Source organism: Paenibacillus sp. FSL H7-0357, from assembly GCF_000758525.1.
Classification (GTDB): Bacteria; Bacillota; Bacilli; order Paenibacillales; family Paenibacillaceae; genus Paenibacillus_AQ.
This window is the reverse complement of record NZ_CP009241.1, coordinates 5058711-5084818: the sequence shown is the minus strand read 5'-3', so window position 1 is coordinate 5084818 and position 26108 is coordinate 5058711. Positions and strand designations below refer to the sequence as shown.

Here is a 26108-nt window from a genome sequence, read left to right as displayed (position 1 = left end):
ACATCCGATGAAGGATTTAATGACGATAGACGGTCTCAGCACCAAGTTCTTCACAGAAGAAGGGAATGTAACAGCCGTTGATAATGTAAGCTTCCAGGTACGCGAAGGGGAAACGGTCTGCATTGTCGGGGAATCCGGCTGCGGCAAAAGCGTAACCGCCATGTCGATTATGGGACTGGTGGAGAAACCCGGAGGGCGGGTTGCCGGAGGAAGTATAGATTTTCAGGGAGAAGATTTATTGCAGCTAGATCAAAATACATTGCGGGCGATCCGCGGCAACGAGATTGCCATGATCTTTCAGGAACCGATGTCATCGCTCAATCCGGTAATGAAGATCGGGGAGCAGATTATGGAGCCGCTGACCGTTCATTTGAAAATGAAGAAAAAAGAAGCCCGGCTGCGGGCGATTGAGCTGATCCAGCAAGTGGGGATCTCCCGGCCTGAGCAGATTGCCGACAGTTACCCGCATGAGCTGAGCGGGGGAATGCTGCAGCGGATCATGATCGCCATCGCTATTTCCTGCAATCCGAAGCTGCTGATAGCCGATGAGCCGACTACGGCGCTGGATGTTACGATCCAGGCGCAAATTCTGGATATGCTGCGCGGGTTCAAGGAAAGCTCCAAAATGTCGATCCTGCTAATCACCCATGACCTTGGGGTAGTGGCAGAGATGGCTGACTATGTGATTGTGATGTATTCCGGCAAAATCGTCGAGGAGGGCGAGGTTGTCGAACTGTTTAAGAATCCCAAACATCCTTACACACGAGGTCTGCTGAAGTCAAAGCCTGTGATGGGCCAGCGGCAAGAGGAGCTGTATTCAATCCCGGGGCAGGTGCCTAATCCGCTTACGCTGACTCCGTCTTGTTATTTCCATGACCGCTGTGAGCACTGCATGCCGGTCTGCCGCAGCCGCCAGCCGCAGCTCCAGGAGACGGGCAGCGGGCAAAAAGTATCCTGCTGGCTGTATGAGGAGGCGGAAGTCCATGTCTGAGGCACTGCTTGAAGTTAATCATTTGAAGAAGTATTTTCCGGTCACGCAAGGTCTGCTGAGCCGTACGGTAGGACATGTTAAAGCTGTGGACGATATCAGCATCCGGCTTCAGCCGGGCGAGACCTTCGGGCTTGTCGGAGAATCCGGCAGCGGCAAAAGTACGGTAGGCCGGACCATTCTGCGGCTGACCGAAAAAACAGCCGGAGAGGTTAAGTTTAAAGGTGTGGACATTCACAGCCTTTCACCTGCTGAGATGCGCCAGCTGCGGCCCCGGATGCAGCTGATTTTTCAGGACCCCTACAGCGCACTTAATCCCAGAGTCCGGGTTGGTGACGCCATCGGCGAAGCTCTGCTGGATCACGGACTATGCTCCAGAGCGGAGGTCCGGGGACTGGTGCTGGATGCACTTGAAGCCTGCGGCTTGTCCTCCTATCATATCGACCGCTTCCCGCATGAGTTCTCCGGCGGCCAGCGCCAGCGGATAGGAATTGCGCGGGCGCTGATCCTGAATCCTGACCTCATCATAGCCGATGAGCCGGTCTCGGCACTGGATGTGTCCATTCAGGCCCAGATCATCAATTTGTTCAGCAAGCTGCAGCAGAGTAAGGGACTGGCCTATTTGTTTATTTCCCACGATCTCAGCGTAGTGGAGCATTTATGCTCCCGGATCGGTGTGATGTATCTGGGCTCCATGGTGGAGACAGCGGCTAGGGACGAATTGTTCCGCCATCCGCTGCATCCGTATACCAAGGCGCTGCTTTCGGCGGTTCCCGTTCCGATTCCAAAGCTGAAGCGGGAGCGGATCGTGCTGCAAGGCGATATTCCGAGCCCGGCAAACCCGCCTTCCGGCTGCAAATTCCATACCCGCTGTCCGTTTGCCGTGGAGGTCTGCAAATCGCAGATTCCGGTGTTCCGCGATGCCGGCGGAGGCCATTATGTGGCGTGTCATTTGGCATAACTTCTTATAAATATGTATTATAATTGAATATTTACCGATTTTGACTTGGTGTACTGGCAGTGCTATACTGTTTCCACAGCAGGTAAATATGGTTAATAATAGACTGATTAGACCTATACATCTAATTGGTCTTGTTTTTTTAATACTTAAGTCAGTTGTTCGTAGTAACTCATTGCAGCCCAAGCTGACAAAACTAAGCATATGCTTTCGAAGCCAGTTTTGTTCGTAGTAATTCATTGCAGCCCAAGCTGACAAAACTTTTAGGAGGAAATATCATGAATACCACAGTACGTTTGACTGAAAGATCCGGCTCGACCTCTTCACAGCGGAGCAAAGGCTTTGTACCGGTTGTCGTCTACGGTGCAGGTTCAGATAGCCAATCCTTTACAGCGGATGCGAAGACATTGAACGAAATTCTCGGCAAGAACCCGCGGGCGATTCTCAAGGTGGAACTGCCGGATTCCGGCTCCAAGAATGTGGTGATCCAGGAAGTGCAGCGTCAGCCGCTTTCACGCAAGCTGCTGCATGTGGACCTGCATCAGATTGATATGAAGGCTGAGCTGGACACCAAGGTTGCTTTCCACTTCACCGGTGATCCTGTCGGCGTCAAGAGCGGCGGCAGTCAGCAGGTGGAGCTCTATGAGCTGGATATCCGCACCTTGCCGGACAAGCTGACTGCTACCTTTGAAGTAGATATCAGCGGCCTTGATATTGGCGATCAATTGCTGGTCTCCGATCTGCCGAAGCATGAAGGCTGGGAAGTATTGACACCAGAGGATACACTGATCGTACGAATTTCGCCTCCTGTCGCTGCTGAAGAGCCGACGGATACGGATACTGCCGAACCGGCAGCAGCAGTGGCTTCCGAAGAGGGCAAGACGGAAGAATAAGCTACTTAGCGGACTTGAAGATTCAGTTTAAATAGGAGCAGACATTTCCTTAACAAGGAGCTGTCTGCTCCTTTTGCGTGCAATGATTTGGCTGATGTGACTTGGTATGGGGCCGGGAAATTTGCTGTTTCATAATTTACAACGTAACAGTGTTATGTTACGATCGTTTCAAGGAGTGATCAAGATGGAAGAAGATTTGATCTCCAAGAAGGATCTGCTGGAGCTGACCGGCATTTCTTACGGGCAGCTGTACCGCTGGAAACGGAAACAGCTGATTCCCGAGGAGTGGTTTATCCGCAAATCTACGTTTACCGGGCAGGAAACCTTTTTTCCGAAAGACAGAATTCTGGGTCGGATCCATAATATTATCCACATGAAGGATGATCTTTCACTGGATGAGCTGGCAGACAGGTTAGGTGATACTTCAACCCTCTACAAGCTGTCGTTGACGGCGAAGCAATTGTTAGAACGTAACATTGTTTCGAACTTGACCCTGGACAGATTCGGTGGGTTGGACGGAGGCGGAGTTCAGGAATATGCCTTTGAGCAGATTGTACATCTATTTGCCGTTGACCTCTTGCTTAGCAAAGGCGAGGTGAATCTGGAGGAAGCCGACAGGCTGTTCTATACACTGACGGTGAATACGCAGAGGTTCGAGGGGAAAAGCTGGGAGCTGTTTTTTGTCCGCAAAATGGGCGTTAGCATGTTCCTGCTCGCTGCATCTCCAGCCGATCTGGTTTTTGATGAGGGCGTAAGGCTTGTTAGCAGACTCGCTTTCACAGATTTGCTGGAACAGCTGAAGGGCAAAGTGAATTAAGGAGGAATGGTTAATGCTTACTGATAAACAACTGCCGGATTTGCAGATGGCCGGAGTGAGCGGCGCCGCAGGCGGGACCTATAACAACGTTAATTTGGACGGAGTAAGCCGGGTGAACGGGCCGGTTCTGGCGCGGAATTTCAAGGGCAACGGGGTTATACAGATGAACGGGGATCTTTCAGCAGAAGAAATGGACGTGAATGGAAAGCTCAAAATCAACGGCAGCCTGGAGTCCGCGAGAATGCAGCTAGACGGAATGGTCACGATAGACGGTCCCCTACGCGGCGAGAACTGTATCCTGAACGGGATGATCCGTGTAACAGGAAGCTGCGAGCTGGAGCGTTTTGAGGGTGAGGGGAGTTTTACAGTAATCGGCTTACTTAGTGCGGGATATATGGATTTCACTCTTGAGGGGCAAAGCAAGGCGGATGAGATCGGTGTAGAGAGCCTGATTGTCCGGCAGAGGGATTCACATCTTGTGAGCAAACTGCTGGGCGGGTTGATTCCCCGGTTTAGAACAGAGCTGCTTGCCAAGGTCATTGAAGGCGACTATCTTGAACTGGAAAATACGACAGCAGATATTGTGCGGGGCGACAAGGTCATAATCGGAATAGGCTGCAGGATCGGGCGGCTGGAATACCGCTCGGAACTGAAAGTGCATCCTGGTTCAAGTGTGGGAAAGGTGGAGAAGTACGGTGAGTAATGCTGCTGAGCGCAATAATCTGAAAATTCTTGGAACTTCATCGTCAATGGGCGGATGCTTTCTTGATGTGAAGGTGACCGGTGAAGGCAAGTTTGCCGGAGATGTGGATTGCCTGAGCTTTTCTTTGACCGGGAACAGCGGGATTTCTGGCAGTCTGCGGACGGAGAAATTGAAGCTCACCGGTGAAATTGAAGTCAAAGAGCGGCTTACGGCAGGAGCCCTGCACGGACAGGGGGAGATAAAGTGTGGCAGCTTAAGCGCTGAACGTGTCAAGTTGAGCGGCGATCTGGAGGTGTCCGGAGATTGCGAAGCGGAGAAGCTGCAAATGACCGGTGCGCTTAGGGTAGGCAGGCTACTGAATGCAGACATTCTGGAGCTTGTGCTGTTTGGACCCAGCCGATCGTCAGAAGTCGGGGGAGGCAGCATTACCATCAAGCGCAGCAAGGCTGGGGTTCTGCTGAAACAGGTTCAGTCGAAGGGGATTCTGTTTACTGCACGGGTGATTGAAGGAGACCAGGTGGACATTCAAAATACCCGTGCAGAAGTGGTGCGGGGGGAAAACGTCATCATTGGTGCAGACTGCGAAATCGGGATCGTGGAATACCGCGGCAAGCTGGAAATTCACAAGAGTGCCACCGTGAAGCAGCAGGTGAAGGTTACGAAGTAACTTGCCGGGAGACCTGGAAGCGAAGGACGGTCTTCAGCTTCTCCATCGCTGTTCTGCGGGCATCTGAAATATAGATTTCCCTGTGGGTGTGGGTAACCCGCTGCAAGTTATGTTCGGAACAATATTGTTCCATCCGCGCGAAGCTCTGCGGCTCCTCATCGTAAGAGCCCAGATGAAGCATTTGCACACTTAGGCCGTCTTCGGAGCTTCCGAAGGCGGCTTTATGCAGCAGTGGATGCGGTTTGGTTGTCTTTAGCTTCTCCAGGATGTCACCCGCAAGATCGGTTGTCACAAAATCAGGCTGCCTGATCATCAAGGTATAGAGCAGGTCGTCTTTGTCTAGGACAGCTTTCTTGCGGCCCTCAGGGTTCAGATCCCAAATACCTTCCAGCGGGAAAACGGTATAATCGTAGTAGCTCTCAGGTGCTGCTCCTTTTTTGGGCAGCATCTTTACCGCGTAAGCCAGAGAGTACAGCACACCTACAGCATCAGCAAAGGTCTCGCTGTTCGGATTGCCCTCTCCCTGCAGCATAAAGTAAGGAAATGCAGGCACTGTAAGAATTGCCGGTTCGACGGCGGGCAGATACAGGGCCTTGTCCTGCTTTTTCCATTCGTATTTCATAGAAATCACCTCATCAATAGATTGTGTTAATCTAAGAATATCATGTGTAACTTGACATAAGAGTGTCATCTTCGACCGGAGTAGATTAGGAAAGTGGAAGCATGTAGAATAAAGAGAAGTGTAATATACTGGCATGAATTAGGAGGAGCTTCAATGATTGGACAAGCTGAATTGGTAATTGACGCGAAAGCACTGCTTGGGGAAGGCGCCCACTGGGACGGACAGGAAAGTAAGCTTCATTGGGTTGATATCGAGGGCAGACAGCTGAGAATTTATGAACCAATGGGACAAGGCGAGGAGATCTATTCCTTCGATAGCATGGTCAGTGCGGCAGTGCCGGCCGCAGGCGGCGGCTGGATACTTGCGCTGCAGGACGGAATCTACAGATTCAAGCAGAACGGGCAGCCTCAGCTTATCGCTGCAGTGGAGCCTGAGCTGCCCCGCAACCGGCTGAACGATGCCAAATGCGACAGTGTAGGCCGGCTATGGTTCGGCACCATGAGTATGGATTCAACACCGGGGGCGGGCAATCTGTATGTCATGGAGCCTCATGGAGAGGTGCGCCATGTCTTGCCGGACATCGGCATCTCAAATGGACTGGCCTGGGATGACAGCCGCAGCTTGATGTATTACATTGATACGCCGACCCGGGGCGTCGATGTTATGGATTATGATCTGCAGAGCGGGACAGTCAGCGGACGCAGGACAGTTTTTACTTTGCCGGAAGGTGCAGGCGGTCCTGATGGGATGACGATTGACCGTGAGGGCATGCTCTGGGTGGCCCAGTGGGACGGGAGCTGTGTCTCGCGCTGGAATCCGCACACCGGGAAGCAGATCGGCAAGGTTGAGGTGCCGGCCAAGAATGTAACCTCCTGCACTTTCGGCGGCGAGGCGCTGGACGAGCTGTACATCACTACAGCGAGAAGCGGAATGAGCGAAGAAGAATTGCAGCACTGGCCGCTGGCTGGAGGACTGTTTAAGTTCAAAGCCGGGGTGCAGGGAGTGCCGGCCAATGTTTTTGCAGGCGGGGTTCGGTAGTAGGGGCTTCCTGTTGATTAAATAAAATAAAGTGTTAGACTGACCCAAATAAAAGAAACAACGGCAGCCATGAACGAAATAGCGTTCTAGACTGCCGTTGCTCTATTGAATTAAGGTGTTCCGTCATCTCAATAACTCGGTTTGTAAATCCTATCCGTGTCAGTATCGATTACAAAATCCACCTCTACCTCTCCTTTAAGAGGTAACTGTTCGAAATTGTAGAGCTTGTAAAAGACTTCGGGTAAATCTCTTAAATCAGTAATTTGCTCTTTTACTTTTAGATATTTTTGTTTTAACTCCTGCTCAGTACACTTGGAACCCGAAATGTAAGATCTGTGAAAATACCCGTCAATTTGAACTAACAATGCAATCACGACCGGTTGCTAACCAATCCATATAGCTAAGAATATTTACATAATTACTTATCCCGTCTCCAGCAGGTTGAACTTTTTTTCCTAATAGTGAGAAAAGACTATCGGACGCACGTGAGCCGTTACTCATCGGCCCCTATGTTAACTGATGCTCCCCGTTGTCTTGCTTGACCGTCGATGTCCAAGGTTTTGATGATGAAACTGTAAGATTTACCCGCATCGATTGCGGCGGAAGCAGCTCTAAGGTGAAAATCATGTGAGTCTTGATCCACAAATCCAGGAGCGGTAAATACAGAGTGGCTATCATTTCCGGTGCGGGCCTTATAGGTGGAGAAACCGATATACTCCTGGTTTTTCCAAATCCAACTTGCTGTCGATACGTCTCCGGGAGCGTAATAAAGATTGTAGTCCACTACATTTCCCGAGTTTTTCTTCTGTTCGTTATAGATGAAGACATTCGATGAATTCGCAAAGATGATATTATTGGTCATCATATTATTTTTGGTATCGTACTGTAGCAAAATTTCACCACTGCCATCATTTAACGAATTATTGTGATATAGGGTATTGTTGATGATCTTGCAATTTACTGTTGAACCTCGTTCCATATCGTATCCGCCCAGCGCTATTCCCGTATACCGGTTACTGTAGACTATGTTGCTCCGCACGGTAACCTCGCTTGTGGATTTCCCTGCATGTTCACTGGCAATTTCAATGCCAATATCGTTGTTGTAACTGTAATTTCGTTCAATAACGCTGCCTTTTCCCCCATCGATGTAAATACCGCCAGCCGCGTTGCTATGGTTAGGAAGTGATGTACCGTAAGAAGGGTTAAAGTTGGATGTGATGTTATATACTCTATTGCCACTGACTAATCCGTTTCTCACTTGATCGTAGGAGGGATGCGGCGCCGTTCCTTCGAAGCCGATGAGATCGATACCGATATTGTCATTATCATGAATGAGATTGTTCGTCACGGCAAAAGTATCGACATTTCCGTTGATAACAAGGGACTCGCTTGAACCCAGTACCAGCCTATAAAGCTCATTACCTTCTATCGTTACATCATGAATGGAGGCGGGAGCATTAGTGCCATATACAGCGATACCGTGAGCATCCCGGCCAAGCAGGTCACTGCCGGCTGGTGTTGCGGTATTTTTGATATCATGTACTTTGTTATTCAGTATCTTAATATAGCTACCTGAACCGTGGACAAATATACCTATTGGCAATTGCTCTGTTGTTGCTGTGCTGAAATTACGGATTTCAAACCCCTTTATCGTGATATAGCTGGCATTTTCAATCTCAATCAGGCCTTGTTGTCCTGTGACAGAAAGTCCGCTGCCATCAAGGATTGCTCTTTCCTGCGGGAAATTAGCGAACGTGATCGAACCCTCCCGGGCCGAGCCTGAACGGCTTATTTTAAGCTTTTGCTTATAGACGACTCCTCTTACATACACCGTGCTGCCCGGTTTTGCGGAGTCTGCTGCATGCTGGAGCGTTCTCCAGGGAGATTTTTTGGTGCCTGCGTTATCATCGTTGCCTTTGGAGTCTACAAAATAAGTAGGAGCAGCTGCGGAAGTAGAAGTGGTACGTAATTGCAACAGCATAATCATTACGGTTGCAACTACCAAACTCAGTATGAAAAATTTATGCTTTGTTTGCATTGAGCTGGATCTGCCCTCCCTGAATATTTTCTTGTAATTATACTACAGCCATCCGGAAGAGGCTCTTATTCGCCATCAAGTAAATGATTATAAATTGGTCTCGATTTTCTTTCCCGATGTGGCTTCGAAAAAGAGACGTGTGTTATCCTTTATCCGTCGAAAGAATTAAACACTTGAATCAAGAAAGGGGGAGAATCATGTGAAACAAGAGATCATAGCTAATCTCACAAACGAATTTAAAAATAATCAAAAGGTATTAACTGCAATCGGAGATGAAACCAGGCAAGCCATTCTCATGACCCTGATTCAAGGACAACAATATCCTGGCATGCGGGTGGGTGAAATTAAGGAGAGAACCCATCTTTCCCGTCCGGCTGTTTCCCATCACTTAAGAATATTGAAGGATGCACAAATTATAAGTGTTCGTAAAGAAGGGGCCAAGAATTATTATCGTCTGGACGTTACAAGCAAGCTAAAGCTGCTGAAAAATCTCGTGGATGAAATTGAGATCCTGCTCTCACAGTGCGAATGACAGATGAGGATTAATTTTCAAAAATAGAGGAGGACGAACCCAGAATGAACAATGTAATTGAAGCAAAGAACGGCGTCAAAATTCCACAATTGGGTTTTGGTGTGTATAAAATCAAAAAAGGAGAACAATTCGAAAGGGCAATTCGCGAGGCGATTCGTGTTGGCTATCGTCATTTCGATACGGCCAAAATTTATGGAAACGAAGAAGCGCTCGGTTTGGAGATTCAAAAAAGCGGGATCCCCCGGGAACAATTTTTTATTACCTCAAAAGTGTGGACGACGGATCTCGGTTATAACGCGACGAAAAAGGCCTTTGAACATACCTGCAAAAAACTTAAAGTAGAGTATCTCGATATGTACCTGATTCATTTTGCTAGTCCTCATTACGTTGAGGCATGGAAAGCCATGGAGGAATTATACTCCGAAGGGAAAATCAAAGTTCTCGGCGTTGCGAATTTTGAGATACAACATCTTGAACATCTTATGGCGCATTCCAGAATTCCACCGATGATTAACCAAATCGAGACCCATCCGGAATTTCCACAAAACGAATTGCATGATTATCTTGTGCAGCATCGAATTTCGCATGAAGCCTGGGGGCCATTGGGGCAAGGTAACAAAGCACTGCTGGAGCGTAAGGAGTTAGCGGAAATTGCTCGTCATCACAAAAAGTCGGCGGCGCAAGTTATTTTGCGTTGGCATCTGCAGCGGGGGATTATTGTAATCCCCAAATCTTCAAACCCCAAAAGGATAAAAGAAAACAGCGAAATATTCGACTTTGAATTAACCGCAGAAGAGATGGAGAAGGTCAACCGATTAAATACGGGTAAAAGGTACTCAGTAAACCCGACCGGATACATAGTGAATCCGTTTTATGTTAAGTTGATGAAGCTATTTATTAGATGAATTCCAAAACAGACGAGCTATTCATTTATTTTTTGTAAAAGAGGCTGGCTCTGTTCAAATCAAGTTCGGTGGAGGAAAGGTGAATAATGCTCTCTTCCGCTGCCGACAGAACGGCGGTGAAACATACCGGCAAAAGCCATGCCGTTTGATCCAAGTGAAGGATGAGCGGGGTTGCAAAAAGCAAAAAACCGGCGAGTTTGTTTCCCCAGGTATGCAGGATGGCAAAAGAATGATATTTATACGCCGCAATGGCCAGGTTGGCCATGCGAATGAGTATGATGGTTACGATCCATGGCAGATATTCTAATATTTCATTCCCATTCTTGAAAATGATCGACACCATAACTACAGCAAAAAAGCCGAGGTCTGCAATGGAGTCCAGCTTCGCGCCCAAGGTACTTTCACTTTTGGTCTTACGGGCTATATACCCGTCCAACACATCGCTAAGCCCGCAAGCCAGATAAACTACCGTAAAGAGCAGGGCATTGCCGTAAGTGAAAAACAAGGCAGGCAAGAGCACGATCCGGCTGATTGAGAGGATATTTGCAGTATTTTTTAACAACGGCATAACCTCCTATGAACATTGAACTTGGAAATTTAAAAAGGGTGGAAGTGACGGAGGGGAAGTTTGGATACTTACGGAGCGTTAGCGTCCGCCTTTGTCTGTGGATTTCAACCGCGAACAGCGGAATAAAATCAAGAAATCTGCAGACAACAGCGGCCGGAAGTCCAAACATTCTCCGCAGTTACGACAGTAACCCAAAATCGAAAGATCTTAAGTTCAAACTGTATATGAAGGATGTGTCCCCTTCATTTGATTGATGAGATAATCATCCCAGTTACCGTCTTCATGTGCAATTCATAATTTCACAATAGAACTGTAAACAGGCCACCGGTTCCCGGCGGTCTGTTTCTTTTGGCATCACCTTGTGAAAATGGTCTAATCCCCTGCGAAAATGGTCCGAAACTGTGCTACAGCTCTCACGGAAAGGCGATCTGTCCTCTCTCCCGGCGGTGTGCTTAGGTCTGGTAGGATGAAAGCGTAAACAAAATCTGGATATAGGAGATTCCGATATGGGGGTACCTTCCGAAGAGCTGCTTCGCGGAGTGGAGCCGGTCCGTCCATCCCGCAGGAAGCTGCAGAACAAACACAAGCTGTTTCTCATGGCGCTTCCGTTTCTTGTTGTGACCTTTATTTTCTACTATTTGCCGATCAGCGGATGGATCTACGCGTTCTATGATTTCATCCCCGGCATTCCGCTGTCGGACACGCCGTATGTCGGGCTGAAATGGTTCCGGACTATGGTTTCGAATCCGACGCAGACCGCCGAAGTGCTGCGCGTGCTGAAGAACACGGTGGCGATGAGCTCCCTGGGGCTGATAACCTCTGTTTTTCCGGTCATTTTTGCGATACTGCTCACCGAGATTAAGTCGGGCTGGTACCGCAAGTTCGTACAGACACTGACCACGATTCCGAATTTCATCAGCTGGATTCTCGTCTATGCGCTGGCGTTCTCGCTGTTTTCCGTAGATAGCGGGGTGGTGAGCGGCATACTCGTGCAGTTGGGCATAGTCGATGAGGGATACAATTTTCTTGCTTCCAGTTCGAATATCTGGGTCACGATGATTGCCTGGTACTGGTGGAAATCGCTCGGGTGGGGGGCAATCCTGTATTTGGCGGCGATTGCAGGCATTGACCAGGAGCTGTATGAAGCGGCAGAGGTGGACGGAGCCAGCCGGTTCCGCAAAATTTGGCATATTACCGTGCCCGGTCTTATCCCTACCTTTTTTGTACTGCTGCTGCTCTCGATCGGGAACTTTGTGAATAACGGGATGGAACAGTATTTTGCCTTCCAGAACGCAATGAACAAGGATGCCATCGAAGTGCTGGACCTGTATGTGTACAATATCGCTTTTGCCAACAACTTCCCGTTCGCCACGGCGGTCAGCATGCTGAAATCGGTCGTCAGCGTTATTCTGCTGTTCGCGGCCAATACGCTGTCGAGAGTGGTGCGCGACGAATCTATCATTTAAGGGGGTGACTCCACTTGCGAAAAAAGCTAAAGCCCGGCGATGCCCTGTTCCAGGGAATTAACTATCTGCTCTTTGGATTGTTCACCCTGAGCTGCATTTATCCGTTCTATTATCTGTTCATCAACACGATCAGCTCCAATGATCTCAGTGCGGCAGGCTATATCAAATATTATCCGCGTGAGATCCATTTCGACAACTACTTCAAGGTGCTGCGGATCAGCGGGCTCAGTCATGCAGCGCTGGTGTCGGTCTACCGTACAGTAGTCGGCACAATGCTGACTGTGGGTGCTTCGGCTTTCCTGGGGTATCTCTTCACCAAAAAGGAGATGTGGGGCCGGCAAATCTGGTACCGCAGCGTCGTGGTCACGATGTATTTCAGCGCCGGGCTGATTCCCTGGTACATTACGATGCACAACCTGCATCTGACCAACAATTATCTGGCTTATATTCTGCCGACGATCATTACGCCCTTCAATATTATTCTGGTCAAAACCTTTGTGGAGGCGATCCCGCCTTCACTGGAGGAATCCGCTAGCATGGATGGAGCAGGTTATCTGCGGGTGTTCTGGAGTATTATTGTCCCGCTGACGACGCCGATACTGGCTACGATTACGATATTTTCGGCGGTAAGCCAGTGGAATTCTTTCATTGATACCGCATTTCTGATGACGGATACGAAATATTACACTCTGCAGTTTCTGCTCTGGCGTTACTTAAATGAGTCCAGTTCGCTGGCAGCGCTGATCCGCAATTCACCAGATATGGCGGCCAGCGTCCAGAACATGCAAACCCCGACCTCGGTCCGGATGACAGTAACGATGATTGTGGTACTGCCGATTCTGATTGTGTATCCGTTTTTCCAGCGTTTTTTTGTCAAAGGCATTATGATCGGCGCAGTCAAGGGCTGACACAAGGCAGCAGCTGCAAGGAACAGGAATGGAGTCCGGCTCTGCCTGTGGCGGAGCTTGCACTTATGCAAATGTACACAAAACTTATAGCGTATGCTTACGAAACGAGTTTTGTTCGATGCAGATTCAAGAGGAGCAGATTCTCACAAAACTTTTAGGGGGTAACAAGCTATGAAGTTCAGAAGGTTATCGCTGCTTCTGCTGAGCGCCATCATGGTGTTCGTTCTGGCAGCCTGCGGCGGCGGAAACGGGAATTCAGGCAATGGGGGCAAAGCGGAGAGTACAGATAAACCGGTCACCGAGGCTACGAATGCGGCAAAAGAAACCGCAGCACCGGATGACGGCGCACTTGATCATTCCAAACCGCTGAAGCTGACGGTATTCTCAACAACCGCCAACTATGCGGGTCCGCAGACCGGCTGGTTCGCTAAGGTCATCAAGGATAAATTCAATATCGAGCTGGATATTGTCGCCTCCAACCTGACCGGCGGGGACACCAAAATCTCGGCGATGATGGCTTCCGGCGATCTTGGAGATATCATCGTCTTCGGGGATGATAAAAACCACTATCCCAATGCGATCAAAGGAAAGCTGCTGTTGGACTGGACGCAGGATGGGCTGCTTGACAAATACGGCACCGATATCATGAAGCAATTCCCGAAAGCTGTGGAGAAGGCTAAAGTTGCCTTTGGCGGGGGCAGCGCAGTCTATGGCATCGGAAACAGTGTTGCTACCAATCCTTCCGGCCCTTCCGAAGGCAAGGATATGACTTGGGGACCGGATTTACGCTGGGATCTGTACCAGCAAATCGGGGCACCGGAGATTAAAACCATTGAGGATTACCTGCCGGTACTGAAAAAGATGCAGGAGCTTGAGCCGAAGAATGAGCAAGGCAAAAAAACCTATGCCTTCTCGCTCTGGTCCGACTGGGACGGCAACTACAAAATGACGCTGGCAAAGCAATTCGCCAACATGCTGGGCTATGATGAAATCCCCGATACTGCAGTCTACGTTAAAGCCGATGAAGAGAAATATTATGATTTCCTCTCCGAGGACAGCTGGTACATGAAGTCGCTCAAGCTGTATTACGAGGCCAATCAAATGGGGCTGCTCGATCCTGACTCCCTGACCCAGAAATTTGATGATGTGGTGGCGAAATACAAGGATGGCCGTATGCTGTTCTCCTGGTTCCCGTGGCTGGGTGCCGCCAACTACAATACTGCGGAAAGAACGGCAGAAGGCAAAGGTTTTGCACTGGTACCGTTCAAGGATGAGCTGATGTATTCAACAGGCTTCAATGTGTACGGCGGCAACGGTATTATCTCCATCGGAGCAAAAGCCAAGGAGCCTGCGCGGATTATGGAGTTCCTCAATTGGATGTATACACCGGAAGGCGCGATGCTCTCGGCAGGCAGCGGAACAGCTGTACCTAACGGGCCTAAGGGCTTGACCTGGGATATTAACAGCAATGGCCAGCCAGTAGTCACCGATTTCGGTTGGAAGGCTTACACTGACCAGCAGAACACCCAAGTACCTGAAGAATTCGGCGGCGGTGACTATTATTACGGGTCGAATCAGATGAACTTCTCGTTTGTTGTTCCGGCGATGGAGAATCCCGAGACAAGCGAGCCGTATGACCACAATCTGTGGAAGACAACACTGGAACGCAATCCATCGAAGCTTGACAGTGACTGGAGAGCAAAGATGGGCGTGCTGACGGCTAAGGAATACTTTGAGAAAAACAATCTGCTTGCCGTTGCGCCGCAGGGCTTCACCGGCAAAGAGCCGCTGATTATGGATAAAACGCTGGAGCAGAAAAATAAACAGATCGGTACAGTCATTCAGCAGATTTCCTGGAAAATGGTTTTTGCCAAAAATCAGGCTGAATTTGACAAGCTGAACAAGGAAATGCATGACAAGGTCAACGGTCTCGGCTATGCCGACGTTATTGAATTTTCGGTCAAAAAAGCGGAGGAGCTGTTCGAGGCCCGCAAAAGTGTAAAGTAAGCAGGGGCAAAGCATAAAGATAAGGCAGGGCGGCGCGTTAAGCTGTTCTGCCTTATTATTTTCAGTTCAGGTTAAATCTGGTATTCTAATTCTATTATATAAAACGCTTACAAAAAGAAGAGAGGATACGGAAAATGAGCAGAACGAAGCCAGGGAGCCATACGCCGGCAGTCAAATCTTTGCGGACTACCTTGGTGATTTATTTGCTGATCGGTACGCTGCTGCCGCTCCTGATCGTCGGAATTGTATCCTACACTTCCATTTTTTCGATTCTTTCGGGGAAAATCGGCAGCGGGATCAGCGCAAGCCTGCGCCAGGAGGCGCTCAGCCTGGAGAATGCCATCGACAATCTTGATTTTGCCTCCAAGCAGTTTGCGCTTGACGGCCAGATTGTGGAGGAAATGTCTTCTTTTCTGCTGGAGAAGCAGATTTACCGCAAATCGCAGATTATGAGTTCGATCAACCAGAAGATTAATCTGGTCAACTTCACCAATCCTTACATAGGGTTAACTGCCTATATCATGCCGGGCAGCGATGACCCGGTGTTGTTTACCAACATGAGCGCGCGGAGGAACTTTGATATCAGCACGCTGCCTTCTTTTATGCGCTATAACGGAGCTGATTATTACGGGCCGCATGGCACGATGTATGCTGTAGGCGATAACGTGGTTTTCTCCGAGCAGCGGATTGTCAGGGTGAGCGGCCAGCATCAGCTGTATATCTATCTGGAGACGAACTACAGTCTGCTGCGCAAAATTTTCAAGCAGGAAGCCTATGGAATGAAGGTAAATCATCTGCTGGTCAACCAGAGCGGCACACTTACCCATGTCATCGATGGCAAGCTGCCCGGAAAGATCGTCAAAGCAGCCGGGAAATCTTCGGGGCTTCCGCATGAGGAGCTGGACGGCTACCATCTGTTCCGATACGAGAGTCCGCAGGGCTGGAAGCTGGTGGCTGTCGTGAAGAAGTCGGTATTTAACAGCGAAATTTACTCCTGGTTCTACAAAATGATTCTGCTCGCCCTCTCCACACTGCTCTTTGCCGGATTTCTGGCCTGGCTGATCTGGAAGCGGATTTATGGCCCTCTGCGCAAAGTCAACATGGAAATTATCCGCATGGCTGAAAATGTTACCGCGCCTGTTGCCTTCACGAATGTGGAGGAGTTCGACTTTGTACTGAGCAACTTTCAGCAGATGAAGGATCAGGTCAACGATCTGCTGCTGGCCGTAGCCCGCAATGAGAAGCAGAAAAGCCAGTTTGAGATTGAGAAGCTGCTCAGCCAGATCAACCCGCATTTCCTGCACAATACCCTGAACACGGTGCAGTGGCTCGCCCGGCTGAACGGGCAGAAGGAAATTGACAAGCTGGTCACGCTGCTGGTGAAGGTGCTGCATTACAATCTCGGCAAACAGAGCATTATTGTTACGATCGGTGAAGAAATCGAAGCCATCCGCAATTATATGGAGCTTCAGCGCATCCGTTACGATTATGAATTTGAGTTCAACGTGCAAGCGGAGGAAGATGTGCTGTCCGCTGCGGTCCCACGTTTTCTGCTTCAGCCGCTGGTCGAAAATTCGATTTATCACGGGCTCAGCGATAACGGGAAGGTCGAGGTTATAATTACTGCGCATGATGTAGATGAAATTCTGCTGTGTGTGAAGGATAACGGAACGGGAATGGCCCCTGACAAGATTGAAGAGCTGCTCTCGGATGACGGTGCCAGAAAGCGGGGACTCGGCATCGGCTTCTCCTACGTCATGCGGATGCTGAGGATGTATTACGGAGAGCAGATGACGCTGCAAATTGCCAGCAACCCGGGGGAAGGCACATGTGTATCCATTATCATACCTAAGAAAAGCAAGGAGGACTTCGATGATTAAGGCTGTTGTGGTCGATGACGAGCGGCTTGTGCGCAAAGGCTTCATCTCGCTGATTGACTGGTCGTCCTTTGGAGTTGTCATTGTCGGCGAGGCCGGGGACGGCAACGCCGCGCTGGCCCTGCTCCGCGAGCAGGAGACCGATTTGCTGTTTGTCGATCTCACGATGCCGGGGATGTCCGGGTTTGATCTCATCCGGCAGGTGCGGCAGCGGTTCCCAGCTATCCGCTGTGTAGTGCTGACCTGCCATCATGAATTTGATTATGTGCAGGAGGCGCTGCGCCTGGGTGCGGTTGATTACATCGTGAAGACACTGCTGGAGGTGGAAAATGCGGATGAGACGATCCGCCGTTTGGTTGAACGGATCAAATGGGAGGACAGCAACCGGGAGTCGCTTAGCCGCAGCGAGGGCAGGATTATCGCTGCGGACAAGGCGCTGCTCTATCTGCCGCTGGACCCCCGGGCCAGCGAGGAAGAGCTGTTTCAGCTCTCGGTGGTGAAGAACCATCCGCTGATCACTTTTCAGGACATGTGGATCACGCCGCTGCACCAGCGGTTTGCGGAGGAAGATGGCAGCCGTGAGCTCAAGCAAGTGCTTGGGAGCCGCTGGCAGACGGCGCTGGTGAGCGGACTGCGGGATCAAAGCCTGCAGGAAGTGGAGAAGATCCTAGGGCTGTCAGCGCAACATGCGCTGTTCTATTCCGGCGGAGCCGAGGAACCGGCCAGACTGAACTATGCCGAGCTTAAAGTAATGGCATCAGAAGCAACGATCTTCAGTGATGAGAAAGATGTACTACAAGGAGCACTGAATCTCAGATGGACGATAGACCGGGGCGGATGGGAGACTTTTATGGCCGGAGTAGTGACACAGCAGCCTTCACCGCAGCGGGTTTCCGACTTTGGGTATGCACTGCTCGGGAATTGGGGGGCTCTGCTGCTGAAGCCCGAGGAGACGGCGCAGCTGCAAGCGGCGGCAGGGAATAACCTGAACTGGTGCCAATGGAAACACTGGCTGCGGCAGTTCTCCGATCATGCGCAGCGGCGGATGATTGAGCTGGGCCTGAGCAAAGAGGTGATGCTCTGCCTCATCCGTGCTGTCCGTTATATGCGAAGCCATGCCGGGGACAAAATCAATCAAAGCGATGTTGCAGCCGCTGTCAATATGAGCCGCGGCTATTTCAGCCAATGCTTCGCCCGCTTTGCCGGGGAGAGCTTTGGGGAGAGTCTGCGGGAGATGCGTCTGAATCTGGCCAAATCGCTGCTGCTTGAAAGTAATGAACCCATTTGCGAGATTGCCTGCAAATCAGGCTTTGAGGATGACCGTTATTTCAGCAGGCTGTTCCGGGATCGGGTCGGCAAGCTGCCGAGTGAATACCGTGCGGAGGGGATGAGGACTTGACGAAGAGGCTTACTGTTTACATCTCCGCCTTGCTGCTGCTTTGTCTGCCGGCATGCCAAGGCAGCAGGGGGCCGTCGGATTCCGCAGGGAGCGAACCGGGCGGCGGTGCCGCCGAAACTGCTGCTTATGGCAGATATGAAGACCCGGTCGTAATGCGCGTAGGGTTCAAAGTGCCTGATTCCCGGCTGAACACCGGCGACAGCAATGATAATAACCCGATTTCCCGGTATCTGGAGAGCCTCACGAACATCAGGGTTATCCACTCCTGGGAGGCAAAAGGCGAGGAGCCGTTTAATCAAAAAGTGCAGCTGGCTATCGACAGCAATGATTTGCCCGATGCCGTGGTGGTGGACAGGGATCAATTAAAAAAATTGATCGACAGCGATATGATTGCGGATCTGACCGCAACATACGAGCAATACGGCTCAGAGCTGATTAAGGATATGTATGATTCGACCAAAGGCGAGGCGCTTGGCGATGCCTCCCGCAACGGTAAGCTGTACGGGCTGCCGAATGTGGCGATCAATGCGGATTCCCTGTCGCTGCTCTGGATCCGCCAGGATTGGCTCGACAAGCTGGAGCTTCCGGCTCCACGGACCTTTGAGGATATTGAAGCCATCGCGAAGGCGTTTGTTGAACGGGACCCTGACGGCAACGGTAAACGGGATACGCTGGGGCTTAGCGCTTACAAAAATATCGTGTACGGAACCAAGCCGCATGTGAATGGCTTAGACTCCGTGTTCAGCGCCTTTCACGCTTTTCCTACCAACTGGATCAGAACGGGCAGCGGCGAGATTGTTTACGGGTCAGTTGCACCGGAAACCAAAGAAGCATTGGCCAAGCTGGCCGACTGGTACAAACGCGGCCTAATCGACCCTGAATTTGCGCTGTACAAAGAAACGCAGGAGCCGATTATCTCCGGCAATGCGGGGATGTTCTTCGGCCCGTGGTGGATGCCCTACTATCCGCTGTCAGAGGCAGTGGCGCTTGATACAAAGGCGGAATGGCGGGCCTATGCCGCGCCGCTGGACAGCGCAGGCAAATTCGTCGCGCATATGGCGCCGGTAACTGACCGCTATCTGGTCGTCCGCAAAGGGTATGAGCATCCCGAAGCCGTTATGAAGCTGCTCAACGTCTTCACCCGGCTGGAGAGAAGACGGGACCCCAACACGGGGGAAGTCAAGAAACTGGATGACTTCTCGGCGCAGACCGGCATTCAGCCGCGTGCGTATTACCCGTTTGATCTGCTGATTGATTATTCCGGCGCTATTGAGAAGCATTATGCGGACATTCAGCAGGCGCTGCACGGCAAGATCGACCCGGATCTGCTCGACCCGGATACCAGGGTCATCTATGAGCGGTGGCTCGCCGAGGAGGAGCAGCCGAAGAAGAATCTGGAGGGCTGGAAAGCAGCCAATTCATACAAATACGGGGCAGCTGTATTGTCCACGACGGCGATCGAGGGTGTGCGCAGCGTTTTTTATGGCAGCACAGCCCATATGCAGAGTGTATGGCCGGCGCTACAGAAGCTGGAGAGCGAGACCTTCCTGAACATTATCGTCGGTGATACGCCGGTGAGCAGCTTTGATACTTTTGTGGCGGAATGGAAAAGGCAGGGCGGGGATCAGATCACCCAAGAAGTCAACGTGATCGTGAAAAGCAGAGAGGCGGAGCAAATGAGCGATATGGCGGAATAGCGGGCTTTGGCGGTCGCGGTCATGGAAAGGATGGTTGGGGGGAGTGGATAGGGAGTAAAGGATGGAATAAGGCGCCGTTCTGGTGTTGACTGAGAGTTAAAGTGACGTAAACGTAAAGGATGACGTATGTAAGGAGATTACAGGTGGAGTGCAATTAGACATTTGGTTTCGAGTGAGTGACCTCAAACAGTTCCAGTGTTGTATAAACAAGCTTTCGGACCCCAGCGTCCTTATTTAAGATAGATCATGTGTTTATTTGGACATTCGGACTCCAGTGACGTTATATGCTGATCTTGATGCGGATTATGGCTGTGATCGAAGGAATAGCTGCACCTGAGTCCGCTTGTGGTATTAATCATCTTGTTTTTCCACAATAGCTGCATCTGAGTCCGTAAGGATAGAAAACATTGTAGAAAGTAGGCAACTATGAGTAAGTGCTACTTCACAGGTTGATTAGCAGCTGTGAGTACAGTACTACGTTCCAGGTTGATTAGCAGCTGTGAGTACAGTGCTACGTTCCAGGTTGATCAGCAGCTGTGAGTAGTGCTACGTTCCAGGTTGATCAGCCGCTATGAGTACTCCCATCAGCTTGTAAATGCTCGTATTCCGGTGAAAAATGCTTCCGCTGCCCGTAGCACCCGAACAGACAGAAGGCCGGAGTTCCCATCAGGGAAATCCGGCCTTCTGTCTTGTCCAAACCATTCGTCTAACCCAAAAGAATATTCCCCCCGCTGCTCCTTACGGAGCGGCGGTTATATCGCCGGAAACAACGGCTCCGGCACGGCCGCTCGTTGACAGGTAGCTGAGCCAAGCACCGGCCAAGGCCAGCACTGCAAGGGCAGCGGCAAGCCAGGGAATCGAGGATAGGCCGAATGAATTGATGGCGACCCCGCCGAGATAAGCACCTGCCGCATTGCCCAGATTAAGTGCGGAATGGCTTGAGGTTGTGGCCAGCAGCGGCGCTTTATGCGCCAGGTTCATGATCCGCAGCTGGATGCCGGGCATAATGCCGAACGCCGCGATTCCCCAAAGGAAGATATTAATAATTGTAAGCACCGGATTGTGCAGCGTCAGCGTGAACATAGAGATAATCAGTGCGAGCACGCCGAAGTTGACCATCAGTGACGGCATGAGTTTCCAGTCAGCCAGCTTGCCGCCGGCAATATTTCCGATGGTGACGCCAACTCCGAACAGTACGAGAATCCAGGTGACATGATGTTCGGCAAAGCCGGTAATGTTCTCCAGCATTGGCGTGATGTAAGTGAAGAGCGAGAACAGGCTGCCGCAGCCCAGCGCTCCGGTGAGCAGAATCAGCAGCACCTTCGGATTCACCAGACCGCGCACCTGTTCGCGGAGATTGGCAGTCTGCTCCTGGACAATCACGGGAATAAACCGGATAATACCGAACAATGAGACGATGCCCAGCACGGTAATGGCCCCGAAGGAGGCCCGCCAGCCGAGCTGCTGGCCGATAAAGGTGCCGAACGGCACTCCGATAATATTAGCGACGGTCAAGCCCGCAAGCACGACTGATACGGCCCCGGCCCGTTTCTCCGGCCTTACCAATCTGGCGGCAATGATTGTGCCTACCCCCAGGAAGGTCCCGTGCGCGAAGGCGGTAAGAATGCGGGCGATAATCAGCAGCGTGTAGGTAGGCGCAATCACCGACACAGCATTGCCGAATATAAAAATGCACATCAGAATGACGAGCAGCTGCTTCTGCGGCAACCGGTGCGTAAAGATAGTCAGAATAGGTGCGCCGATGGCTACACCAAGCGCATAGCTGGTAATAAGCTGTCCGGCTTGCGGAATGGTTACCCCGAGGTCATGCGCAACATTGGGCAGAAGCCCCATGATGATAAACTCGGTCATGCCAATCGCAAATGCGCCAAGGGTAAGACAGAGAAGTGACAGCGGAAACCGTTCCTTTCGCTGCGATGGCGATGTGTGGCCCTTGGCCGGATTCATCTTCATAAGGCTTGTCCGTCCCCGGACAGTGGCGGCTCATCCCAGCCTTTGCACACGTCCACCCAGTCCGTACTTTTAGAGTACAGTGCTAGTTCATCACAGGTCAGCTCAATCGCAGAATTGGTGCTGCCACAGGCCGGAAACAGCGTATCGAAGCGCTGCATGGAAATATCCAGATAAACTTTAAGCTCCCGGGTGAGGCCAAATGGACAAACCCCTCCGATCTCATGACCCGTCTGCTCCAGAACTTCATCGGGACTGAGCATTCTCGCCTTGAAACCGAAGACTTCTCTGAATTTCTTGTTGTCGACCTTGGCGTCTCCTGCAGCAACGACCAGAATGGCATCGTCATTTACCCCGCGGAAGGACAAGGTTTTGGCTATACGGGCAGGAATTACCCCAATCGTCGCCGCCGCCATTTCTACGGTAGCGCTGGAAGTGGCAAACTCCAGTACATCCTGCTCTTTGTTAAAGGTACGGAAATGTTCTTTTACACTTACAATCGACATGAGCCTTGCTTCCTTTCTGAAAGTTCATTATTTTTTCATTTGGTTTACATTTTAACTTGTTTTTTATGCATGGGCAAAACATTCCTAATCTAGCATCCAAGCATTTTTGGCTCAAGGGCATTAAATAATACAAAAACAGGATAGAGGTGAGGACAGATGAGGTTTGAGGAGATCAAGGGGGCTTATGATTGCATTGTATGCCTGGGAAGTTCTTGCGAACCGGCGGCGCATTTGCGCAGATGGGGTTTAAGGACTTTTTCATCGCCTCTGGACTGGGTTGTTTCGTTATCCCATACAGATGTGAACCTGCTGCTCAGCCGACGATTCCCGGAATACATGGAGCTGCCGAATGAGGTGCCGGACGAAGGGGACGATGTCTTCGTGGAGAATGAAGTTGTAATGCCGGTCCGATCGTATTTTATAAAAGATTACTATTATTATGTGATTTCCGTTCATGATTTTCCTATTCTCGGGGAGCAGGAGTGGGGCTCCGTGTATCCGGGCTTTAAGGATAAAATCGACATACGCAGCCAGCGCTTGCTGGATCAGCTGATTGTCAGCCGGAAGGCGTTGTTCATCCGCTGGGGAAGTACTTATGAACAGTCACTGCAGCTTCAAAAAGCGCTGGGCTCGTTAACGTTGGGAACCTTCCATATTCTGATCGTAAACGGAGTGGACGGACTGGATTCAGTGATCGATAACGAGTGGGGACTACCCGGCATCAGTTCACTGAGCATTCCGAACCGGACCGGGGACAATGAGACCTGGGACTTAATTCTGGAGGGTGTTAGCCTGGTATAGTCAGCTGGCGTTAATTAAATGATCTGCCCTTAGTGCATCGTTGACAGATGATTCACGCAATTGTATAAGTCACATTGCCACCGGCCGTTTGCTTTGGTGAGCAGGGTCAGAGAAGTATTTCTCATATGAGTTGCAGTAAATTGAAGTGGTAGCAAATGCTGCAACGTTAACCCGATTAACGCACCGTGGCTGACTGCCAGGATGTTCTTGGCAATATAACTGGAATGAATCTCTTCCAGGAAAGAGGCGCCCCTGGCAGCAGTGTCATGGACACTCTCCATTCCCAGGTTAAGATCACGCCAACGAAGCCCCCATTTGTTGATTCGTTCTTCTTCCGTCATTCCTTCGATCTGTCCGCAGTCGATCTCGCGTAATCTGTCATCGGTCAGACATACCGGGATTCCAGCTGCAGCAGCAATGATTCCTGCAGTTTCCTGTGCACGGGACAAATTGCTGGAGATGATCATATCCCAAGGCTCTTTCAGCAGTCGGTCTGCCAAAGCTTCAGCCTGCTGTCTGCCTTCCTCATTTAGCGGTTGATCGGACAAGCCCAGCGCCTTCCCCTGCACATTCCAATCGGTAATGCCGTGTCTGATGAATCCGATCAAGACCATCCAATCCTCCCCCTCCCCGAATCACAACTCTCCGGAATTTATGCTGATCTTTTGGAGCAGAGTAACCAATAGATCTGCTTCCTCCTCCGTTAAATTGGCCGAAAGCTTGCGGTTAAGTTCATCCATTATAGCTTGAAATACCGGTGCGAACTCAAGTGTCTTAGCGGTCGGATACAGGAGCGAAGAGCGCCGGTCTTTCGGATCGGTTCTCCGTTCAATATAACCCAAATGCTCAAGATGTTTGACGGACCGGGCGGTTGTTGCTTTATCGAACTTCATCTCATTTGTCATTTGATCCTGGGTAATTCCAGGATGGCCAAGGATCAGCTTAAGAAAGTTGTGCTGCCCGCCGCCGCCGATCCCATAAGGAGCCAACTGCCGGGCTAAATATTTCTGGTTTTGACGCTGAAGGTTGGAAATCAACTTGCCAATCGGTTCTTTTTTCAAAAATGACACCTCTTTAGGTTAAATGCTGTTGCAACCCTTTATCTGCTCAAAATATTACAACAAAGTCGTTGCGTGCGCAACTAGTTTGCGGTACACTGGGGAATGTCAGATAGTTGCGCGTGCAACTATCTCTAAAAACTGATTCAAGAGGGTGTTAGTTATGAGTTCCATTGCCGCAACCTATCAGGATGATGCCGCCATCCAGAAGAAACGCTGGATTATCTTGATCGTCTTAAATCTTTTTACCTTTATGTCAACGCTCGACGGAAGTATTGTCAATATTGCTTTGCCCGTGCTGGTGAAGCAGCTGAACCTGCCGGTAGCTCAGGTCGAATGGGTAACGACAGGGTATCTGATGGCTATTTGCGCAGTCATCCTGCTTTTCGGGAAGCTTGGAGATATGCTCGGCAAGATCCGGATTTTCAAAATCGGCACGATCGTCTTTATCGTCGGCTCGCTGCTCTGCGGGCTGAGCACAAGTCTGCCTTTCCTTATAATATCGCGTGTGATTCAGGCGATCGGGGCCTCCATGACCATGGCGAACAGCCAGGGGATTGTGACGGATATTTTCCCGGCTACAGAGCGGGGCAAAGCGCTGGGACTTATCGGCACCTTCGTATCGCTGGGGAGTATCGCCGGACCGAGTTTGGGCGGGATTATTGTTTCAACACTGGGCTGGGAATATATTTTCTGGGTAAACCTTCCGATTGGCCTGATTGCCGTTGTGCTTGGATGGAAGGTTCTGCCTAAGGATCTGGTACGGGTAAAATCGAAAATCGACATTCCCGGAAGCATGCTGTTCGCGGTGTTTATCCTAACGCTGTTTGCCGGATTGCTGCTCGGGCAGCAGCTTGGGTATGGGGATGCCCGCATCCTCACGGCGCTGATCATCGCAGTTGCTGCATTTATTGCTTTTATTACCGTAGAATTGCGCCGCGCGGAGCCGCTGCTGCAGCTTTCGCTGTTCAAGAACCCCTTATTCTCACTCAGCATTTTGTGCGCATTTCTTGTGTTCGTGGCCAACTTTTGCTTCAACATCATTGCCCCGTTCTATGCGCAGAACATGCTGAATCTGTCGCCTTTTTATGCCGGATTTCTGCTTATGCTGTTTCCGATCTGCATGGTGGTGGTTTCGCCGGTCAGCGGAGCCTTGTCCGATAAGATCGGTTCCGAGTTCCTGACCTTTGCCGGACTAATCGTGATGGTTATCGCCCAGTTTGGGCTGGCCCGGCTGCATGACGGAAGCTCTGTGCTATTGGTCGGACTATGGATTGCGATGCTCGGTGTCGGCAGCGGCTTGTTCCAATCGCCCAACAATTCACTCATCATGTCCAAAGTGCCGCGGACACAGCTCGGTTCCGCAGGCAGCGTCAACTCGCTGGTCCGCAATGTGGGCATGGTTGTCGGGATCACCATCGCCACCTCCATCCTGTTTAATGTGATGAGCAGCAAGGCAGGGCATCGGGTAACCGATCTGGTTCCGGGCCGTCCGGATATTTTTCTCTCGGGGATGCATGTTGTATTTATGACTTCCTCGGCAATTTGCCTGGTCTCGGCACTGCTTACCGGCTGGCGGCTGATCACGGCAAGAAGAGACAAGAGAGCAGCAGCTTAACTTGAACAAATATTTTGAAGTAGTTGTCACAAAATAATCCGCCCGGTTGTCTACAGTATTGTAAACACATT

The 26108-nt window shown here is 50.5% G+C and carries 24 protein-coding genes; 17 read left to right on the top strand and 7 right to left on the bottom strand.

Annotation, left to right across the window (positions count from 1 at the left end; translation table 11 throughout):
* Window positions 1-7: 7 nt before the first annotated feature.
* The 6 genes from H70357_RS22290 (at window position 8) to H70357_RS22265 (ending at window position 5026) form a co-directional block, all read left to right on the top strand.
* The gene (locus H70357_RS22290; RefSeq protein ID WP_038594270.1) at window positions 8-991 is read left to right on the top strand and encodes an ABC transporter ATP-binding protein; all 984 of its coding nucleotides are present in this window, start codon (window positions 8-10) and stop codon (window positions 989-991) included.
* Window positions 984-1949 (top strand): ABC transporter ATP-binding protein, encoded by a 966-nt coding sequence (locus tag H70357_RS22285; protein WP_038594267.1) that lies wholly within the window; start codon window positions 984-986, stop codon window positions 1947-1949. The genes H70357_RS22290 and H70357_RS22285 overlap by 8 nt, the downstream gene beginning before the upstream one ends.
* Window positions 1950-2224: 275 nt before the next feature.
* Complete coding sequence (locus H70357_RS22280; protein WP_038594264.1) at window positions 2225-2839, top strand: 50S ribosomal protein L25; 615 nt, start codon at window positions 2225-2227, stop codon at window positions 2837-2839.
* Window positions 2840-3023: 184 nt separating this feature from the next.
* The gene (locus H70357_RS22275) at window positions 3024-3656 is read left to right on the top strand and encodes a YhbD family protein (RefSeq protein WP_038594261.1); all 633 of its coding nucleotides are present in this window, start codon (window positions 3024-3026) and stop codon (window positions 3654-3656) included.
* 13 nt (window positions 3657-3669) lie between these two features.
* Window positions 3670-4359, top strand: coding sequence for a hypothetical protein (locus tag H70357_RS34500; RefSeq protein WP_052092191.1), 690 nt, complete (start codon window positions 3670-3672; stop codon window positions 4357-4359).
* Window positions 4352-5026 carry a hypothetical protein gene (locus H70357_RS22265; RefSeq protein WP_038594258.1) on the top strand — a complete coding sequence of 225 codons (675 nt, stop codon included), beginning with the start codon at window positions 4352-4354 and terminating at the stop codon, window positions 5024-5026. Before H70357_RS34500 ends, H70357_RS22265 begins: the two co-directional genes overlap by 8 nt.
* Here the strand turns inward: H70357_RS22265 and H70357_RS22260 are convergent.
* Window positions 5016-5648 (bottom strand): GyrI-like domain-containing protein, encoded by a 633-nt coding sequence (locus H70357_RS22260; RefSeq protein WP_038594255.1) that lies wholly within the window; start codon window positions 5646-5648, stop codon window positions 5016-5018. The genes H70357_RS22265 and H70357_RS22260 overlap by 11 nt on opposite strands.
* A gap of 153 nt (window positions 5649-5801) precedes the next feature.
* Between H70357_RS22260 and H70357_RS22255 the strand changes: the two genes are divergently transcribed.
* Window positions 5802-6686, top strand: a complete 885-nt coding sequence (locus tag H70357_RS22255) for an SMP-30/gluconolactonase/LRE family protein (RefSeq protein WP_038594252.1) — start codon at window positions 5802-5804, stop codon at window positions 6684-6686.
* A gap of 493 nt (window positions 6687-7179) precedes the next feature.
* On the opposite strand, the gene H70357_RS22245 is transcribed toward H70357_RS22255, so the two are convergent.
* The gene (locus H70357_RS22245) at window positions 7180-8724 is read right to left on the bottom strand and encodes a right-handed parallel beta-helix repeat-containing protein (protein WP_038594249.1); all 1545 of its coding nucleotides are present in this window, start codon (window positions 8722-8724) and stop codon (window positions 7180-7182) included.
* Window positions 8725-8923: 199 nt separating this feature from the next.
* On the opposite strand from H70357_RS22245, the gene H70357_RS22240 reads away from it, so the two are divergent.
* Together H70357_RS22240 and H70357_RS22235 are read left to right on the top strand one after the other, a co-directional pair.
* A complete protein-coding gene (locus tag H70357_RS22240; protein WP_038594246.1) occupies window positions 8924-9256 on the top strand; it encodes an ArsR/SmtB family transcription factor in 333 nt (110 codons plus the stop codon).
* Window positions 9257-9300: 44 nt separating this feature from the next.
* Window positions 9301-10161: an aldo/keto reductase gene (locus H70357_RS22235; protein WP_038594243.1), complete on the top strand. Its 861-nt coding sequence runs from the start codon at window positions 9301-9303 to the stop codon at window positions 10159-10161.
* Window positions 10162-10186: 25 nt separating this feature from the next.
* On the opposite strand, the gene H70357_RS22230 is transcribed toward H70357_RS22235, so the two are convergent.
* On the bottom strand, window positions 10187-10723 hold the full coding sequence (locus tag H70357_RS22230; RefSeq protein ID WP_197073608.1) for a CDP-alcohol phosphatidyltransferase family protein: 537 nt from the start codon (window positions 10721-10723) through the stop codon (window positions 10187-10189).
* Between the two features lie 512 nt (window positions 10724-11235).
* Here H70357_RS22230 and H70357_RS22225 point away from each other — a divergent pair.
* The 6 genes from H70357_RS22225 (at window position 11236) to H70357_RS22200 (ending at window position 20083) form a co-directional block, all read left to right on the top strand.
* Window positions 11236-12195 (top strand): ABC transporter permease, encoded by a 960-nt coding sequence (locus tag H70357_RS22225; protein ID WP_038594237.1) that lies wholly within the window; start codon window positions 11236-11238, stop codon window positions 12193-12195.
* Between the two features lie 14 nt (window positions 12196-12209).
* The gene (locus H70357_RS22220) at window positions 12210-13103 is read left to right on the top strand and encodes a carbohydrate ABC transporter permease (RefSeq protein ID WP_038594234.1); all 894 of its coding nucleotides are present in this window, start codon (window positions 12210-12212) and stop codon (window positions 13101-13103) included.
* A 171-nt stretch (window positions 13104-13274) separates the two neighbouring features.
* Entirely contained in the window at window positions 13275-15110 is a 1836-nt protein-coding gene (locus H70357_RS22215; protein ID WP_038594231.1) for a type 2 periplasmic-binding domain-containing protein, read from the top strand.
* Window positions 15111-15244: 134 nt separating this feature from the next.
* The gene (locus H70357_RS22210; protein WP_052092190.1) at window positions 15245-16990 is read left to right on the top strand and encodes a sensor histidine kinase; all 1746 of its coding nucleotides are present in this window, start codon (window positions 15245-15247) and stop codon (window positions 16988-16990) included.
* Window positions 16983-18386, top strand: coding sequence for a response regulator transcription factor (locus tag H70357_RS22205; protein ID WP_038594228.1), 1404 nt, complete (start codon window positions 16983-16985; stop codon window positions 18384-18386). Before H70357_RS22210 ends, H70357_RS22205 begins: the two co-directional genes overlap by 8 nt.
* Window positions 18383-20083: an extracellular solute-binding protein gene (locus tag H70357_RS22200; protein WP_052092189.1), complete on the top strand. Its 1701-nt coding sequence runs from the start codon at window positions 18383-18385 to the stop codon at window positions 20081-20083. Before H70357_RS22205 ends, H70357_RS22200 begins: the two co-directional genes overlap by 4 nt.
* A 738-nt stretch (window positions 20084-20821) precedes the next feature.
* Here the strand turns inward: H70357_RS22200 and H70357_RS22195 are convergent.
* Window positions 20822-22051, bottom strand: coding sequence for an MFS transporter (locus tag H70357_RS22195; protein WP_038600203.1), 1230 nt, complete (start codon window positions 22049-22051; stop codon window positions 20822-20824).
* 2 nt (window positions 22052-22053) lie between these two features.
* The gene (locus H70357_RS22190; protein ID WP_038594226.1) at window positions 22054-22560 is read right to left on the bottom strand and encodes a YbaK/EbsC family protein; all 507 of its coding nucleotides are present in this window, start codon (window positions 22558-22560) and stop codon (window positions 22054-22056) included.
* A gap of 156 nt (window positions 22561-22716) precedes the next feature.
* Here H70357_RS22190 and H70357_RS22185 point away from each other — a divergent pair, with 156 nt between their 5' ends.
* Window positions 22717-23361: a DUF1796 family putative cysteine peptidase gene (locus H70357_RS22185; protein WP_038594223.1), complete on the top strand. Its 645-nt coding sequence runs from the start codon at window positions 22717-22719 to the stop codon at window positions 23359-23361.
* A gap of 29 nt (window positions 23362-23390) precedes the next feature.
* Here H70357_RS22185 and H70357_RS22180 read toward each other — a convergent pair whose 3' ends face one another.
* Window positions 23391-23975 (bottom strand): histidine phosphatase family protein, encoded by a 585-nt coding sequence (locus H70357_RS22180; protein ID WP_038594220.1) that lies wholly within the window; start codon window positions 23973-23975, stop codon window positions 23391-23393.
* Window positions 23976-23996: 21 nt separating this feature from the next.
* Complete coding sequence (locus tag H70357_RS22175; protein WP_038594217.1) at window positions 23997-24422, bottom strand: MarR family winged helix-turn-helix transcriptional regulator; 426 nt, start codon at window positions 24420-24422, stop codon at window positions 23997-23999.
* Window positions 24423-24582: 160 nt separating this feature from the next.
* Here H70357_RS22175 and H70357_RS22170 point away from each other — a divergent pair, with 160 nt between their 5' ends.
* Complete coding sequence (locus H70357_RS22170; RefSeq protein ID WP_038594215.1) at window positions 24583-26037, top strand: MFS transporter; 1455 nt, start codon at window positions 24583-24585, stop codon at window positions 26035-26037.
* Window positions 26038-26108 lie beyond the last annotated feature (71 nt).

Bases quoted from the DNA above. Each gene is read 5' to 3' on its own strand.
- H70357_RS22225 (WP_038594237.1), top strand. From the start codon at position 11,236: ATGGGGGTACCTTCCGAAGAGCTGCTTCGCGGAGTGGAGCCGGTCCGT.
- H70357_RS22185 (WP_038594223.1), top strand. From the start codon at position 22,717: ATGAGGTTTGAGGAGATCAAGGGGGCTTATGATTGCATTGTATGCCTG.
- H70357_RS22215 (WP_038594231.1), top strand. From the start codon at position 13,275: ATGAAGTTCAGAAGGTTATCGCTGCTTCTGCTGAGCGCCATCATGGTG.
- H70357_RS22260 (WP_038594255.1), bottom strand. From the start codon at position 5,648: ATGAAATACGAATGGAAAAAGCAGGACAAGGCCCTGTATCTGCCCGCC.
- H70357_RS22180 (WP_038594220.1), bottom strand. From the start codon at position 23,975: ATGGTCTTGATCGGATTCATCAGACACGGCATTACCGATTGGAATGTG.
- H70357_RS22170 (WP_038594215.1), top strand. From the start codon at position 24,583: ATGAGTTCCATTGCCGCAACCTATCAGGATGATGCCGCCATCCAGAAG.
- H70357_RS22205 (WP_038594228.1), top strand. From the start codon at position 16,983: ATGATTAAGGCTGTTGTGGTCGATGACGAGCGGCTTGTGCGCAAAGGC.
- H70357_RS22190 (WP_038594226.1), bottom strand. From the start codon at position 22,560: ATGTCGATTGTAAGTGTAAAAGAACATTTCCGTACCTTTAACAAAGAG.
- H70357_RS22245 (WP_038594249.1), bottom strand. From the start codon at position 8,724: ATGCAAACAAAGCATAAATTTTTCATACTGAGTTTGGTAGTTGCAACC.
- H70357_RS22255 (WP_038594252.1), top strand. From the start codon at position 5,802: ATGATTGGACAAGCTGAATTGGTAATTGACGCGAAAGCACTGCTTGGG.
- H70357_RS22210 (WP_052092190.1), top strand. From the start codon at position 15,245: ATGAGCAGAACGAAGCCAGGGAGCCATACGCCGGCAGTCAAATCTTTG.
- H70357_RS22275 (WP_038594261.1), top strand. From the start codon at position 3,024: ATGGAAGAAGATTTGATCTCCAAGAAGGATCTGCTGGAGCTGACCGGC.
- H70357_RS22195 (WP_038600203.1), bottom strand. From the start codon at position 22,051: ATGAATCCGGCCAAGGGCCACACATCGCCATCGCAGCGAAAGGAACGG.
- H70357_RS22235 (WP_038594243.1), top strand. From the start codon at position 9,301: ATGAACAATGTAATTGAAGCAAAGAACGGCGTCAAAATTCCACAATTG.
- H70357_RS22285 (WP_038594267.1), top strand. From the start codon at position 984: ATGTCTGAGGCACTGCTTGAAGTTAATCATTTGAAGAAGTATTTTCCG.
- H70357_RS22280 (WP_038594264.1), top strand. From the start codon at position 2,225: ATGAATACCACAGTACGTTTGACTGAAAGATCCGGCTCGACCTCTTCA.
- H70357_RS34500 (WP_052092191.1), top strand. From the start codon at position 3,670: ATGCTTACTGATAAACAACTGCCGGATTTGCAGATGGCCGGAGTGAGC.
- H70357_RS22290 (WP_038594270.1), top strand. From the start codon at position 8: ATGAAGGATTTAATGACGATAGACGGTCTCAGCACCAAGTTCTTCACA.